Here is a 13,868-nt window from a genome sequence, read left to right on the forward strand (position 1 = left end):
TTCTTTGCGAGAGGGGACCTCATGTTCCGGCGCCATCATTTTGTCTACACATTGGGCGTGGCTTCGCTTGCGCTCGCGGCATGCGGCGAGCATCCGGCCGCTGATCCGCGTACCGAGGCGCCACTTGTGCGTACGAGCGCCGTTCACGGCGCGGCGGGGGCGAGCCGGTCGTTTTCGGGTGTCGTGGGCGCCCGCGTTCAGAGCGATCTCGGTTTCCGGGTTCAGGGCAAGGTCATCGAGCGGCTGGTCGACGCGGGCCAGACGGTCAAGCGCGGCCAACCGCTGATGCGCATCGATCCGATCGATCTGGGGCTGCAGGCCCGTGCACAGCAGAAGCTCGTGGATGCCGCGCAGGCGCGCGCGACGCAGACGGCCGCTGACGAGGCGCGCTATCGGGATCTCGTCGCGGCAGGCGCGGTTTCGGCATCGACCTATGACCAGCTCAAGGCGGCCGCGGACTCCGCCAAGGCCCAGCTCGTCGCGGCGCAGGCGCAGGCCGTGCTCGCCAACAATGCGTCCGGCTATGCTGTCGTCATGGCGGACGCCGACGGCGTGGTGGTCGAGACGCTGGCGGAGCCCGGCCAGGTCGTCGCGCCGGGACAAATCGTCGTGCGGCTCGCGCATGCCGGCCCCCGCGAAGCCGTCGTCCAGCTTCCCGAGACGCTGCGTCCCGCATCCGGCTCGATCGCCGAGGCGACGCTGTACGGCGCGGCCCAGAAGCCTGTTCCCGCCGTCCTGCGCCAGCTCTCCGACTCCGCCGATCGGCTGACACGGACCTACGAGGCGCGGTACGTCCTCCAGGGCGCGCTGTCGAATGCGCCGCTCGGCGCGACCGTCACGCTCGATCTCGCCGGCGATGCCGGCCACGCACCCGCCGGCATGGTGGTCCCGGTCGGCGCCGTGTTCGATCCGGGCACGGGCACCGGGGTCTGGACGGTCGACCGGGCCCAGTCGCGCGTGACCTGGCGCAAGGTGCGTGTCACCGCATTGAGCGACGACAGTGCGACGGTAACGGGCGACCTTCGCGACGGCGACCAGGTCGTCGCGCTCGGTGCCCAGTTGTTGCACGACGGAGAGCATGTGCGCCTCGCCAACGACAAGATGATCGCGGCATCCGTCTCCGCGCAAGGAGCGGCGCAATGAGCGGCTTCAACTTGTCGGCGCTCGCGGTGCGGGAGCGCTCGGTCACGCTGTTTCTGATCATCCTGATCTCGATCGCCGGTGTGGTTGCCTTCCTGAAACTGGGGCGGGCCGAAGATCCGCCCTTTACCGTCAAGTCGATGACGGTCATTACGGCATGGCCCGGTGCGACCGCGCAGGAAATGCAGGACCAGGTGGCCGAGCCGCTCGAAAAGCGCATGCAGGAACTGCGCTGGTACGACCGGACGGAGACCTATACGCGTCCGGGGTTGGCCTTCACCACGGTGACCTTGCTCGACAGTACGCCGCCCGCGGACGTGCCCGAGGAGTTCTATCAGGCGCGCAAGAAGCTGCATGACGAAGCGGGCAACCTGCCGCCCGGCGTGATCGGCCCGCTCGTCAACGATGAGTACTCCGACGTAACGTTCGCGCTGTTCGCGCTCAAGGCAAAAGGCGAGCCGCAACGAGTGCTGGTGCGCGACGCCGAGGGATTGCGCCAGCGGCTTCTTCATGTCCCGGGCGTCAAGAAGGTGAACATCATCGGCGAGCAGGCGGAACGGATCTATGTCTCGTTTTCGCACGACCGGCTCGCGACGCTCGGCGTGACGCCCCAGGAGATCTTTGCCGCGTTGAACAACCAGAACGTTCTGACGCCGGCCGGTTCGATCGATACGGCGGGCGCGCAGGTCTTCATTCGTGTCGAAGGCGCGTTCGACAAGCTGCAGACCATTCGTGACACGCCGATCGTCGTTCAGGGCCGCACGTTGAAGCTCTCCGACGTGGCGACCGTCGAACGCGGTTACGAAGACCCGGCCACGTTCCAGATTCGCAACAACGGCGAACCGGCGTTGCTGCTCGGCGTCGTGATGCGGGACGGCTGGAACGGGCTCAACCTCGGCAACGCGCTCGACGCGGAGGTCGCATCGATCAATGCCGGGATGCCGCTGGGCATGAGCCTCACGAAGGTGACCGACCAGGCCGTCAATATCCATTCGGCCGTCGACGAATTCATGGTCAAGTTCTTCGTCGCGCTGCTCGTGGTGATGGTCGTGAGCTTCGCGAGCATGGGATGGCGCGTCGGCATCGTCGTGTCGGCGGCGGTGCCGCTGACGCTCGCGGGGGTCTTCGTCGTGATGGCCGCCACGGGCAAGAGCTTCGACCGCATCACGCTCGGTTCGCTGATTCTCGCGCTGGGCCTGCTCGTCGACGACGCGATCATCGCCATCGAAATGATGGTCGTGAAAATGGAGGAGGGCTACAACCGCGTCCAGGCGTCGGCTTACGCGTGGAGCCATACGGCCGCGCCGATGCTGTCGGGCACGCTGGTCACGGCGGTCGGCTTCATGCCGAACGGCTTCGCGCGATCGACGGCCGGCGAATACACGAGCAACATGTTCTGGATCGTCGGCATCGCGCTGATCACGTCGTGGGTCGTGGCCGTCGTCTTCACGCCGTACCTCGGCGTCAAGCTGTTACCCGACATTGCCGTGATCGAAGGCGGCCACGAAGCGATCTACAACACGCGGAACTACCAGCGTTTTCGCCGTTTCCTCGGGCGCGTGATCGGCCGCAAGTGGATGGTCGCCGGGATCGTGGTGGCATCGTTCGTGGTTGCCGTGATGGGCATGGGACTGGTGAAGAAGCAGTTCTTCCCGACGTCCGATCGCCCGGAAGTGCTCGTCGAAGTGCAGATGCCCTATGGGACGTCGATCGAGCAGACCGCGTCGGCAACGGAAAAGGTCGAGGCGTGGCTCGCGAAGCAGCCGGAAGCGCAGATCGTGACCTCGTACATCGGGCAGGGCGCGCCGCGCTTCTATCTGGCCATGTCTCCGGAGCTGCCGGATTCGTCCTTCTCGAAGATCGTGATCCGCACGAGCGACGAGCACCAGCGGGAAGCGCTCAAATTCCGTCTGCGCAAGGTCGTCGCCGAAGGATTGGTGCCCGGGGCGCAGGTTCGCGTCACGCAGCTGGTGTTCGGCCCTTACTCGCCTTACCCCGTTGCGTTCAGGGTCATGGGCCCGGACGCGGGGACATTGCGCACCATCGCCGCGCAGGTCGAGCGGACCATGAAGGCCAGCCCGATGATGCGAACGGTGAACGCCGACTGGGGGCCGCGCGTTCCCACCGTGCATTTCACGCTCGATCAAAATCGTCTCGGGTCGTTCGGGCTGACGTCCAGCTCGGTCGCGCAGCAACTGCAATTCCTGCTGACCGGAATTCCCGTCACGCACGTGCGCGAGGACATTCGTTCGGTGGAGCTGGTCGCGCGTTCGGCGGGAGACACCCGGCTCGACCCGCAACGGATCGAGGGATTCACGCTGATCGGTAACGCAGGGCAGCGGGTGCCGCTCTCGCAGGTCGGCAAGGTCGACATCCGCATGGAGGATCCGATCCTGCGCCGTCGCGATCGAACGCCGACGATTACCGTGCGTGGCGATATCGCCGAAGGATTGCAACCGCCCGACGTGTCGACCGCGATGCTCGCGCAATTGCAGCCCATCATCGCGAAGCTGCCGGGCGGCTACCGGATCGAGGAGGCCGGCTCCATCGAGGAGGCCAACAAGGCGACCAATGCGCTCGCGCCGCTGTTCCCGATCATGATTGCGCTGACGCTGCTCATCATCATTTTCCAGACGCGCTCGATTGCCGCGACCATGATGGTGTTCGCGACCAGTCCACTGGGTTTGATCGGCGTGGTGCCGACACTCCTGCTGTTCAATCAGCCCTTCGGCATCAACGCATTGGTGGGGCTCATTGCGCTCTCCGGCATCCTGATGCGCAACACGCTGATCCTGATCGGCCAGATCGAAGAGAACACGCGTGCGGGCATGGCGCCGTTCGATGCGGTAGTGGAGGCCACCCTGCAGCGCTCGAGGCCCGTGATCCTGACTGCGGTTGCCGCGATGCTTGCGTTCATTCCGCTGACCCATTCCGTGTTCTGGGGCACGCTGGCCTATACGCTGATCGGAGGAACTTTCGCAGGAACGATACTGACGTTGGTGTTTCTGCCAGCTATGTACTCGATCTGGTTCAAGATCCGGCCCGGGGCAGAGGAAAGCCACTCTGCGCTCGAACCCAGCGCCAGCGTGACTTCGTAGACATGTGGGCTTTGTCACGTTACGGAGGGTGATCGCGTAGGATGCCGGAATGACGAATCCCAAATCGCTTTACCACGGCCATCGTTTCCCAGCTGCGATCATCAGCCTGGCAGTCCGATGGTACTTCCGGTTCCAGCTCAGTCTGCGCAACATTGAGGAACTGCTGTTCGAACGCGGTGTCATCGTCAGCCACGAAACCATCCGTCGCTGGTGCGACAAATTCGGTGCAGTCTTCGCGGGCTGCGCGAAGACTGTACGACGCAAGACCGGCAGCACCTGGCACCTCGGCGAGATGTTCGTGACTCTGCGCGGCGAGCCTTATGTGCTGTGGCGCGCCGTCGACGAGCATGGTGCCGAACTCGACATCCTGCTGCAGAAGCGGCGTGATAAAGCTGCCGCCAAACGTTTCTTCCAGCGAGTGCTGCATTCCTTTCCGGCGCCGCGAAAGATCGTTACCGATCAGCTGCGCAGTTATCCTGCTGCGAAGGCGGAGTTACCGGAACTGGCGAACGTGAAGCACGTGTTCGTGAAGGCCTGTGCGCGCGTGAACAACCGTGTTGAGAACAGCCATCAACCCACCCGCGAACGCGAGCGACGCATGCGAGGGTTTCGCGACCCGAAGCGAACTCAGGCCTTCCTCGCGAGCTTCGGACCGATCCGTCAGCATTTCGCCTTGAAGCGACATCTACTGCGCGCCTCTCTTTATCGCAAACACCTTGCCGCACGTTTCTCGACGTGGCATGAATTCACCGAAGTCCCCCCCATTCCGTCTGCAGCATGACGCAGCGGGTCACTCTTACGCTCGCTCCGTACTTACTCGGCTAACTTGACAAAGCCGTTGCGCGCGCACCAGGCTCGCGCGACTCGGACCGCTTTGCGCGAGCGTCGTGTCAGCCAGTTGCACGAGGCGTTCGATCAGCGCGTCGTGCGCCAGGGTGACGTCGGTCGCGAGCGCCTTGACCGCCGTCGCGAAATCGCGTAGCTGCGCTTTCAGGTCGGGCCGCTTCGCGTCGACCTTGCTGCCCGCTTCGTTGACCATCTTGCGTTGCCAGCGGGCAAGCATCCACAGCAACTGATCGGTGGCGACGCAGAGCGCATAACGCATGAAACACGCAGCCTCCAGTCGGCGAATCGGCTGTCGGACGCGCTTGCTGACGGACGGCGGGCGGTTGGCGCAGCGTCGCGCGTAGTGCCGCACCACGGCCTCGTTGCATTCGGCCGGCCAATCGCGATGCACGCCGAGCTTAGTCAGGCGCTCAATCTTGCGAAACAACTCGCCCATCTGATTCGTCGAGTTCCGCAGCGGCACGGACCAGAGCCACTGCTGCAGGCTGGCGCCGCCCGATTCCGGCCGCGGCAACAGCATGCCCCACTGATCAAGGGCAGCGGCGCCGAACGCAGCCTCGAGCCGGTGAGTTAGCGCCGTTTCGACGTCCTGCACCGCCTGCACGATTAGGTGTCGCAGCGCACGGTCGTGGACAATCAGGACCCGATGCTCGTACAGCCACTGCTTGAGATCAAACAGCGCGGTGCTGCGATCCTGTCGGCCCGACAGCCGCTCCTTGAGCCAGCGAATGACGTAGCGTCGCTGGTGCTCGGCCATGGGTTGAAATCCGAGCGCCTCGTAGGTGAGCTTCTGGTGGTCGGCTAGCGTGTCAGTACGGTCGTCGTACAGCGCGCGCAACGTCCCCAAGTCGGGCGGGTCGATGCCGAGTTGCTCACCCAAGTGCTGCCACAGCCGTTTTGGAATTTGTTTGTAAGCGTCGAGCGTGCGGCCGGTCATCCGCACGAAGCCCAAGTGCAGCGCGACCGCCAAGCGGTAGAGGTGCGAACGGCGGCCGTCGATCAAGGTGCGCTCGCGGGCGGAGAACGTAAAGAAGGTATTGAGCTCGAATTCGGTCAGCTCATGCGGGAAGTGTCGCATGCCGAGATACGCCAGCCGCCAGTGGTCCATCGCTCGCACTCCCGCACGAAAAACGGACTATGCAGCGTAGCGGGAAAAAATCCGTGAAGCAATCGGGCGCACGAAAGACAAAGAGTATTTGGGCACTTCGGCAATTGCCGATGTCTTACAAAAACGTCATGCACCAGGACGTGCACTCGAACCGCGACTGTGCTTCGTGGTTGAGCGCGAGCCGTGTGATAGCGATTTACGCTTTGGCACGCAGCCTCAATCAGCAGGACGCCAGCGATTTCGCACAATCCCGCCCCTCATGGATCAATTCCCGCGCGACGTTGGACAAAACGCCATAACGCTCGATCGTCGAGAAGCCGGCATCGAGTCGGGCATGGTACAGCCCGAGCATCTCCTTGATCGTGACCCGATCGGCATCAGATAGCGCCGCACGCTCAAGAATGCGCGTAAACGCAACCAGCAGGCGTTGGATGACAAACGTCGCGTGATAGATCGCAAGCATGTCGCGGGCATCCCGACGCAGCGGAGACGCATACTTTATTTCCGGGCTGTTTTGAACGAGTTCCTCGCGCAAATTGATGCCATATAGGTAGGTGTGCGCCGCCTCATGAACCAGCTTGTCGAGCAGGAAGATCCAACTCAGGTCGATCTCCCCGTTCACGAGAATCATCGATTGAAGCTTATCACCCGTTAGCGATAACGCACGCTCGCTAGTCGCACCCGCCGATTCAAAAAAGACGATCGAGCCGACGAGGATCTCGATCTCCGCGGCGAGTTCCGCATACGCGGCTTCAAGCACCCGAACGCCGTGTGTCATAGCCGCTTCCGCGAGTTGCTCCTTTTCCCGGGGCAGCGGCCGTAAGACAATCTCCGTATAGGATGTGCCACCCGAGATTTCGTCCAGCACCTCGCGTAGCAACTTGCAATCGATGCGCGATGCCGGCGTGAATCGAGGCAGCGTCTCGTATCGGTCGCGCGCGATGACCGTGAGCAGGCGCGACGCTTCCGGCAGCTTGTTCTGCTCCGCCAAGCGGATCACATAGTGGTAGGCGAAGCTGTGAAATCCATTGAATCCGGCGGGCTGCAAGGTTGCGAAGTGCGCGTGGACGCTGTCGGGAAACAGCGCCGGCGCATGTGCCGCGAGTTGTTCGAGCAGATCCTCATACGCGGACTTCAGTTGGGATTTGAACCCCGTTGACAGCGACGAAGCCACACTTGCCACCGGAAGAAAGGGATAGGTCATGACAGTGATTGAAGGTCGAACAGTTCTCGGTTAGTCTGGAGATAGTGAGGCAAGCCACTATCTCCGGAATTGAGCATGAGCCTCAACGGCCTGGAAAAGACGATACAAAGGAGTGCAAGCACGAAAAGTTCGCTGCCGTAGATGATGACGGTGTCGGGCGACAGTGTCTTGAGGGCCACGCCCGATATCCAGATGCCCAAAGGAGCGGCGGCCGTGCAAAGAAACATCAGGCTCGATTCCATGCCGGTGCGATGCCCTTCCGGAATCGCCATCGCTCGTTTCGAATTGACTGTGACGTTGAACGTCGTCAACCCGACACCCAATGCGAAACCCAGCACGCACCAAGTGAGGAGATGGTGCGTGCAACCGAACGCAAAGATGGAGGCGCCGATCATTCCGATGCCGACGCTCGAAACTGCATGATCGGAAGCGATGCGCCGGGCTTGCTGGATCAGCAGGGCAGAAGCCCCCAATACGCCCGCGCCCAACGACAGCTCGATGCTGGCCACGTTCAGCATGGTGCCGCCCTCCGCGAGAACCTTGGCTGGCAACAGGAAGAATATGAACGGGACGAACAGCATGTTGGCGAGCAGCGACGCTGTCGCGATCGCCCGCTCGGCTCGAATACCGAGTACCCGTTGCATCCCGTGGCGCAGGTCCCGGAAAAACGACGGTGCTGGCCCGGCGCGCGTTCGCACCGATTGCACCGCACTGAACGACATGTGGAAGGCGAGCGAGGCCACGACGCCGAGACAACTGCTCGCGGCACTCAGCCAAAGCGCGGACTCGCCGCCAAATGCCCCGATCATGAAGCCCGCCAACGTCGGGCCGAACAGGATGTTCAGGATGAAACCCGACGCCTTCAGGCGCAAACCTCTGCGAACCTCGTCGGCATCGGGCGAAATCTCGGGTATCAGCGGTGTGCTCAGCGGCATCAGGGCCGCCACGGCGACGCTCGAGGTCACGCTTGCGATGACGATAACGACAACAAGCCAATTCGAGTGGGTGACGTGAAGCGTACGTGCAACGACGACGACCGGTATCACCGATGCAAGTGCGAGCAGCGACGCGCACAGCAACACGGTGCTCTTGCGGATTCGCTCGGCGACAACGCCGACAAATGGAAGGAATAGCAAGGTCGTCGCCCACGTCGCGATTAGCGTCAGCGTGAGTGCCGACGGGCTTGCGATGTCCTTCAGCAAAAGCCAGGTGGCATAGAATTGCAGGATGCGCGACGAAACCGTCACGGCTGCGTCGGCTAACACATAAGTCACGATCAGCTGCCATCGGGTCGAGTGCATCACGCTATTCGCTCTTCTGAAACTCGTCGGCAACGGATTTGAAAATGGCTGCCGCGTTGAACGCCCGTGCGTTCCCGGCAAAAACTTGCACCTGAATAAATACCTCGCGAATTTGTTCGATCGGTATGCCGAGGTGCAGGGCAGCGCCAAGTTGAAAACGCAATTGATTCTCGCAGCCGCCCATGGCGCTGATTACCCCGAGCGTGACGAGGTGCCGTGTCTTCAGATCAATGCCGGGTCGGCGATACGCGTATCCATAAATGTCAGAAGCCAGTTTATCGACGAGATCGGGAAATACCGGCCGCACGGTCTCGTTGGCCAGCCGGACGCCGTCTGGATTGAACATCTGAAGCAGGTCGCCGTTCTGTTCGATGGGATTCATCGGTCGCCTCTGTCCGATATGGCGGATCCCGGGATCCGCCATTGACAATTCACTACGCTGCTGTCACTTCAGGGCAGCGGTAATTGCGTGGACGATTTTGCTTTGTGCACCTTTCATGACCATCTTGTTTTCGATCTTCATCTGAAGCTCCACGTATTAAAAATTAAAGCAATCCGAAAGAAACGTTCGGGCTCGATGCAGTTCGTTACGAACCGCAGGGCAATACTTGCAGGTAAACAAATTTAGGTAAAGCAAAAAAATATTAGATGCATTGCCGAGAATTTGATGGATTCAATTCGCGTCTCTTAGCCAAGAGCGATTTTTGGGCTAGCAATCATCATCCAATTGATTATAAAGAATATTTTTTAGGGGGCGGAGCGCAAACTCTTGTCGCAGCTAGATCGACTTACACCGGTAAACTGCACCGAAATCAAGGGGATCCCGGAACCAGTGACTCGATGAGGAAAATGATGACGAAAGCGTATGACGAACAGCGGATCCTAGAGCAGCAGGTTCGCGATTGGACCGCAGAACTCAAGCGCCTAGCCGGCCAGATCGCTGCGGCAAGAGGTATGCCGAGTGCAATCGTGATGATCACACCGACCGATGAAGACTACTGGGACGTCATACCCGAGTTGATCGCGGAGGACGCGCTGCAGGTCCGTACGTACGGCTGGCCCGCCGGTTTCAATGTTGAGATCCTCAACCAGGCTGATTAGGAGTGACCTGATGACTCACAAGACCAACAAAAGGGTACTCGCCAGGCCGGAGCCCCTGCGCGTCGATGGAATCGTGTTCCACGTCGCGCTGCATGAAGATCGCTGGATCGAAACAATCGGTGTCCCGTTCGAACATCGTGGTCGCACTTGGGCCGTGCATCGCAGCACGCTCTCCGATCCGTACACGCCGGCGCTGTTCTCGGTGTCGGACGTGGAAACGGGACGAAGCATTGGAAGGATCATGGAAGGGTCGATCGACGCCGCGCGCACCGTGGCGATTGAGAAGATCGACCGAGCCACACCTGAGCAATGGGAGGCGTTTTGCTCTGCAGAGCGATCGGCGAATCCACGCGGGCGCCTGCGTGCTACAGCTGCTTGATCCATGTCGAACCACCTCAGCAGGAGGCGCTGCCCCAGCGCACTTACGTTCGAATTGAATTCACCAAGCCGCGTGCGGCTGAAGGGCCCGTCGATCGTTACGATCGCGTGTTTCGACATCGACAGCATGGAGACGCTGGAGGTCGGATGCCTATTGAGTACCAGGGGCGACGACGTGGTCGAGTGTGCCCGTGTAGGGGGGCGACCTTGCTTTTCGCCCGCAGGCAAGCGTCGATCTCGAAGTGCGGTGAGCCGCGTGTACCGCCGTGCCCTGGCAGATAAATGAGCTGGGCGGCCGGCCCCAGTTCGTGCCGACGTGGTGCCGGTCGAGGCATCGATGGATGCCAGTCTTGCTAGACGCGGCGCGTCGACTGAACCGCAGATTGCGGCAGGAGTTCCCGTCGCCATGCAAGCAATCACACTTGAAATGGGGTTCGAGTGATCCACCCTGGCTACCAAAACTCCACACCTCGCGCGGCGGCTCGTTTGTACGCCGCTGCGTGAAAATCCCGTAGGTCGAACGCTCGGCGATCGGTGTTCAAAGGACAGATCGCCGCGGCCTCGACCACAAATAGAGCGGGCGCAAACCGATCTTGATCGGTCGGGTTGCGTCGCACCCATCCGTGTGTGCCCCACGCGTCAATTAGACCTCTATTCGCGAGCAGACGGTCGAACGCATCGACCCTCTCAAGGAAACAGGCGCGTGTGTTTTCGTCTGAGAACACGTCTGTCGCCACGGCCGCGAGAGCGACCTCGTAAGGGCCAGGATCCGCTCCATAGAACGCAATCAGCATCCCACGAATCTTCGAAACCCGGCGCGTATCGACCAACACCTCGCCATCGTGGATCGCGCCGGCCAGCACGAAGGCCGAACAGAACAGGCGTGGCATCAACAGCGGGACGTTCACGATGACCTCCGGTGTCGTGTCGAGTACGATATAAGCGAGGGAACCTCGCACGGCAAGCAGTCCCGATTTATTCTCGGACCTCGTGCGACGCCCCCAAGCGTGCTCTTTACCTCGCGTGTGGCGTCGTCGATCGTAACGAAAGTTTGCGCTATGCTGCTGCAGTGATCGTGTGACCCAGACAATCCCCATGCTGATTCGCAAACAGGGACGCGTAGTCAAGTTGGTGCGCCTCGAACCGTCGAGAGGATCTGCCGCGGTCGGGCGATCGCGTGAGGGCGCTCGTTGTGTCCGTCGTGTAGTCGGGTCGTTTCGCGTCGACGAACCGGTGCCACGGATGCTACTCCAGGTGTTGAGCCGCGCCGAACGCCAGACGCTCTCGTGTTGGATGGCTGTCTATCGCGAAGAGCAGGCCCGTGCGCGAGCCCTACCGGTTCTTGCATCGGCAGCCCAGCAATTCGACATGATCGTTGCCGCATTAGATGCTGCTGCAGATACTCTATCGGTCGCGGACGCCGAGCACCTGTGGGCGCAATTGCAGGCGATCTCGCGCGCGCTGAAGCGGGCAGGGCATGCGCGACCGCGAGCTGCACGTCGGCCGGCTCGACCGGCACCTGGTCAACGAGATTTCTTTTGTGAAACCGACGAACTTGTGCAGCCTGCCAGACAGTAAGTGATCGTCGGCATCGTGACCTTGTCACGTCTCAATCCGCGGCCGGTGTCTCTGATGGGTATTTCCGCTGCTAGTCGTAGCGCTTGATGAAGCGATCGAACACGGAAGGCGGGTTCAATACCTTGGCCGATCTGTTCTCTAGATCCACGGATCCGTCGTCGTCACTGATCGTGACGAACAGCGTGATTTTCTCGCGCTCCGCACCGGTTCCGAACAATCCTTCCTGATCGAGAAGTCGCAGCGCCTCGATCATGTCGCTCTGGAGATCTTCAAAAAAGACGTCAAACTTCGCTTCCGGAAAGTTCGGACCAAGTACCGTGTCGGCCAACCTTTTGCATAAGGGATTGAACGAGTCCGACTCGGCTGCTTCATACGCCCATTCGCCGGTCGCCCACGTGAACTCCGGAGCATCCTCGTCGTCATCGATTTCCATCTGTTCGCGGACCCGCTTCAACCCCTCCTCAGTATTGGCGGCCGGCACGACGGTCATCGCGCCACTGTCGGTGTAGAGAGCAAAAGCATAAAAATGTTCGTCGGGATGTGCCGCAAGAAGGGCGCGGTAAGTCACTCGCGCCGCGTCGGCAATCTCCCGCGCGAAATCAGGAAACACGCTCATATTGACCCTCGCTGTATGACCTAGTCGTTGTTACCTAGAAAAACTTCTCGACCGATTCGTTGTAGTTCGGCCCGCATTGCTGCTTGTCCTTCAGCGCGCGGCAGATCGAAGGTTGCCCATCCATCCGTGACGATCATCTCCGCGCACGGAAATACGTCGCGATGTCCGTTTGCCGTTGCTGCGACGATCGTACGCTCACGACACGTTGCCGAGTATCTCCCATCGGACAGAGGCCGAGCAACGTGATCAACTGTCAACTCGGCTCACTGTTCGATCAGAAAACGATCGCGATTCTTGGCTTTCGCAATCCACTGCGGCGCCTTACCGCGGCCACTCCACGTCGCGCCGGTTTTCGGATCGCGATACTTCGGTGCAATCGGAGCGCGTGGGTGCGCTGCAACGGCGCGACGCCGACCGAAAATTTGCAAACGCTTACGACGCCGGCTTGTCCATCCAATCCGGCTCAGCCTTCATTGGCATATGGCCATGGTGATATGCGTAACAGTCCAACCATGCTTGGGCTTGCGACTTTCGGAACGGCTGCCGGTCCGTATAGTGGCTTTGCGATGCGGTAGAACTTGGGTGCATCCAGCCGTACAGCACCGGGTCTTGGTCGACAACCGTGTGGACGGTGTATCCTGCCTTCTTCAGGTCGTCGATTTCTGCAGCGCTCAGTTCAAGTGTGTGGTTTTTAGTTGACATAATGCTGATGATCATTTTTTTATTTTGTAGCGGCTAGATTGAAATGTCCGCTTTTAGCCAAGTTCAAATGTCTGCTTTTCGGCTTCAGCCGTGGCGCGCGCTTCGTGCGGATGCGTCACCAGATTCGCGGCACCTACCGGGCCACGCGCCAGACCTGGCGGAACGTGGTCGATTTCGTGGTCGCCAACGAGGCGCGCCTCGCTCGGCTCATCTCCCATCGATTGCCGCTGCACGAGGCGCTCCAGTCGTTCGAGCTCGCGAAATCCAAGGTCAGCGGAAAAGTCATGCTGATTCCATGATGGCCGTGCCGCAGCCAGGGGCATCGAATTTGATTCGATAATCCGTGCGATTTTCGGGCATCGCGAAATATTCGCAAAACTCGGTGTTAATGCGTAGCCCGCGGTGTTTACCGCAAGCATGCATCTGCTATCCGGCTGACGTCATTTTTCCATGACAGGGAACGCGGGTTCCCGGAAAGATGTAACGGTTCGGTCGATTATTCTGGATTTCGTGTTCGATCGGCGCGATTGCTTCTAAAAATCGCTTGAAAATCGACGACGGCTCATCCGCTGATCGAACAGTTGGCTGCGGCAAATTGTTGCATTGTTCGAATTCCCGCTTCACCCGATCGGCCGCAGCGTTTGTTACTGCGCGGTTCCCGCCATTTGTCACGGCGATAGTTCGCGCGATCGCAATAACGAATGCAATCGTGAATGCATGGTTCGCATGCGGCAAAGTTTTAGCCCATGGCCAGTTCCTGATCACGACGGCGATCGATTATCCTATTCAGGATCCG

General features: G+C 60.7%; 13 protein-coding genes and 2 pseudogenes. 5 read left to right on the top strand and 10 right to left on the bottom strand.

What is annotated here, in order from left to right:
• Positions 1-21: 21 nt before the first annotated feature.
• Genes ACTJLD_RS14885 through ACTJLD_RS14895 form a run of 3 tightly spaced genes read left to right on the top strand, consistent with a single transcriptional unit; the run spans position 22 to position 5,019 of the window.
• Positions 22-1,143, top strand: a complete 1,122-nt coding sequence (locus ACTJLD_RS14885) for an efflux RND transporter periplasmic adaptor subunit (protein ID WP_049096552.1) — start codon at positions 22-24, stop codon at positions 1,141-1,143.
• Positions 1,140-4,238, top strand: a complete 3,099-nt coding sequence (locus ACTJLD_RS14890) for an efflux RND transporter permease subunit (protein WP_060084681.1) — start codon at positions 1,140-1,142, stop codon at positions 4,236-4,238. Before ACTJLD_RS14885 ends, ACTJLD_RS14890 begins: the two co-directional genes overlap by 4 nt.
• Positions 4,239-4,287: 49 nt before the next feature.
• Positions 4,288-5,019 carry an IS6 family transposase gene (locus tag ACTJLD_RS14895; protein ID WP_440659164.1) on the top strand — a complete coding sequence of 244 codons (732 nt, stop codon included), beginning with the start codon at positions 4,288-4,290 and terminating at the stop codon, positions 5,017-5,019.
• Between the two features lie 51 nt (positions 5,020-5,070).
• On the opposite strand, the pseudogene ACTJLD_RS14900 reads toward ACTJLD_RS14895, so the two are convergent.
• The 4 genes and pseudogenes from ACTJLD_RS14900 to ACTJLD_RS14915 form a co-directional block, all read right to left on the bottom strand.
• Positions 5,071-6,192: pseudogene (locus tag ACTJLD_RS14900) on the bottom strand (DUF4158 domain-containing protein); the annotation flags it as partial.
• Between the two features lie 220 nt (positions 6,193-6,412).
• Positions 6,413-7,396, bottom strand: coding sequence for an aKG-HExxH-type peptide beta-hydroxylase (locus tag ACTJLD_RS14905; protein WP_059699305.1), 984 nt, complete (start codon positions 7,394-7,396; stop codon positions 6,413-6,415).
• Positions 7,393-8,697, bottom strand: coding sequence for an MFS transporter (locus tag ACTJLD_RS14910; RefSeq protein WP_060174363.1), 1,305 nt, complete (start codon positions 8,695-8,697; stop codon positions 7,393-7,395). The genes ACTJLD_RS14905 and ACTJLD_RS14910 overlap by 4 nt, the downstream gene beginning before the upstream one ends.
• A gap of 4 nt (positions 8,698-8,701) precedes the next feature.
• Positions 8,702-9,079, bottom strand: a complete 378-nt coding sequence (locus ACTJLD_RS14915) for a carboxymuconolactone decarboxylase family protein (RefSeq protein ID WP_059666150.1) — start codon at positions 9,077-9,079, stop codon at positions 8,702-8,704.
• A gap of 467 nt (positions 9,080-9,546) precedes the next feature.
• On the opposite strand from ACTJLD_RS14915, the gene ACTJLD_RS14920 reads away from it, so the two are divergent.
• On the top strand, positions 9,547-9,798 hold the full coding sequence (locus tag ACTJLD_RS14920) for a hypothetical protein (RefSeq protein ID WP_230948776.1): 252 nt from the start codon (positions 9,547-9,549) through the stop codon (positions 9,796-9,798).
• 10 nt (positions 9,799-9,808) lie between these two features.
• Positions 9,809-10,177, top strand: coding sequence for a hypothetical protein (locus tag ACTJLD_RS14925; protein ID WP_081066310.1), 369 nt, complete (start codon positions 9,809-9,811; stop codon positions 10,175-10,177).
• 451 nt (positions 10,178-10,628) lie between these two features.
• Here the strand turns inward: ACTJLD_RS14925 and ACTJLD_RS14930 are convergent, their stop codons facing one another.
• From ACTJLD_RS14930 to ACTJLD_RS14955, 6 genes and pseudogenes are all read right to left on the bottom strand, one after another.
• Complete coding sequence (locus ACTJLD_RS14930) at positions 10,629-11,084, bottom strand: hypothetical protein (protein ID WP_060174512.1); 456 nt, start codon at positions 11,082-11,084, stop codon at positions 10,629-10,631.
• A gap of 740 nt (positions 11,085-11,824) precedes the next feature.
• Positions 11,825-12,370, bottom strand: a complete 546-nt coding sequence (locus tag ACTJLD_RS14935; protein WP_136473321.1) for a DUF4303 domain-containing protein — start codon at positions 12,368-12,370, stop codon at positions 11,825-11,827.
• Positions 12,371-12,633: 263 nt separating this feature from the next.
• Positions 12,634-12,795: pseudogene (locus tag ACTJLD_RS14940) on the bottom strand (H-NS family nucleoid-associated regulatory protein); the annotation flags it as partial.
• Between the two features lie 7 nt (positions 12,796-12,802).
• Positions 12,803-13,087, bottom strand: coding sequence for a hypothetical protein (locus tag ACTJLD_RS14945; protein WP_440659167.1), 285 nt, complete (start codon positions 13,085-13,087; stop codon positions 12,803-12,805).
• Positions 13,088-13,125: 38 nt separating this feature from the next.
• The gene (locus ACTJLD_RS14950; protein WP_440659169.1) at positions 13,126-13,491 is read right to left on the bottom strand and encodes a hypothetical protein; all 366 of its coding nucleotides are present in this window, start codon (positions 13,489-13,491) and stop codon (positions 13,126-13,128) included.
• Positions 13,492-13,498: 7 nt separating this feature from the next.
• Positions 13,499-13,837, bottom strand: coding sequence for a hypothetical protein (locus ACTJLD_RS14955; RefSeq protein WP_440659171.1), 339 nt, complete (start codon positions 13,835-13,837; stop codon positions 13,499-13,501).
• Positions 13,838-13,868 lie beyond the last annotated feature (31 nt).

The organism is Burkholderia sp. 22088, from assembly GCF_052045915.1.
Classification (GTDB): Bacteria; Pseudomonadota; Gammaproteobacteria; order Burkholderiales; family Burkholderiaceae; genus Burkholderia; species Burkholderia cepacia.

Bases quoted from the DNA above. Each gene is read 5' to 3' on its own strand.
- ACTJLD_RS14935 (WP_136473321.1), bottom strand. From the start codon at position 12,370: ATGAGCGTGTTTCCTGATTTCGCGCGGGAGATTGCCGACGCGGCGCGA.
- ACTJLD_RS14895 (WP_440659164.1), top strand. From the start codon at position 4,288: ATGACGAATCCCAAATCGCTTTACCACGGCCATCGTTTCCCAGCTGCG.
- ACTJLD_RS14885 (WP_049096552.1), top strand. From the start codon at position 22: ATGTTCCGGCGCCATCATTTTGTCTACACATTGGGCGTGGCTTCGCTT.
- ACTJLD_RS14915 (WP_059666150.1), bottom strand. From the start codon at position 9,079: ATGAATCCCATCGAACAGAACGGCGACCTGCTTCAGATGTTCAATCCA.
- ACTJLD_RS14950 (WP_440659169.1), bottom strand. From the start codon at position 13,491: ATGCTTGCGGTAAACACCGCGGGCTACGCATTAACACCGAGTTTTGCG.
- ACTJLD_RS14910 (WP_060174363.1), bottom strand. From the start codon at position 8,697: ATGCACTCGACCCGATGGCAGCTGATCGTGACTTATGTGTTAGCCGAC.
- ACTJLD_RS14945 (WP_440659167.1), bottom strand. From the start codon at position 13,087: ATGATCATCAGCATTATGTCAACTAAAAACCACACACTTGAACTGAGC.
- ACTJLD_RS14925 (WP_081066310.1), top strand. From the start codon at position 9,809: ATGACTCACAAGACCAACAAAAGGGTACTCGCCAGGCCGGAGCCCCTG.
- ACTJLD_RS14920 (WP_230948776.1), top strand. From the start codon at position 9,547: ATGATGACGAAAGCGTATGACGAACAGCGGATCCTAGAGCAGCAGGTT.
- ACTJLD_RS14905 (WP_059699305.1), bottom strand. From the start codon at position 7,396: ATGACCTATCCCTTTCTTCCGGTGGCAAGTGTGGCTTCGTCGCTGTCA.
- ACTJLD_RS14890 (WP_060084681.1), top strand. From the start codon at position 1,140: ATGAGCGGCTTCAACTTGTCGGCGCTCGCGGTGCGGGAGCGCTCGGTC.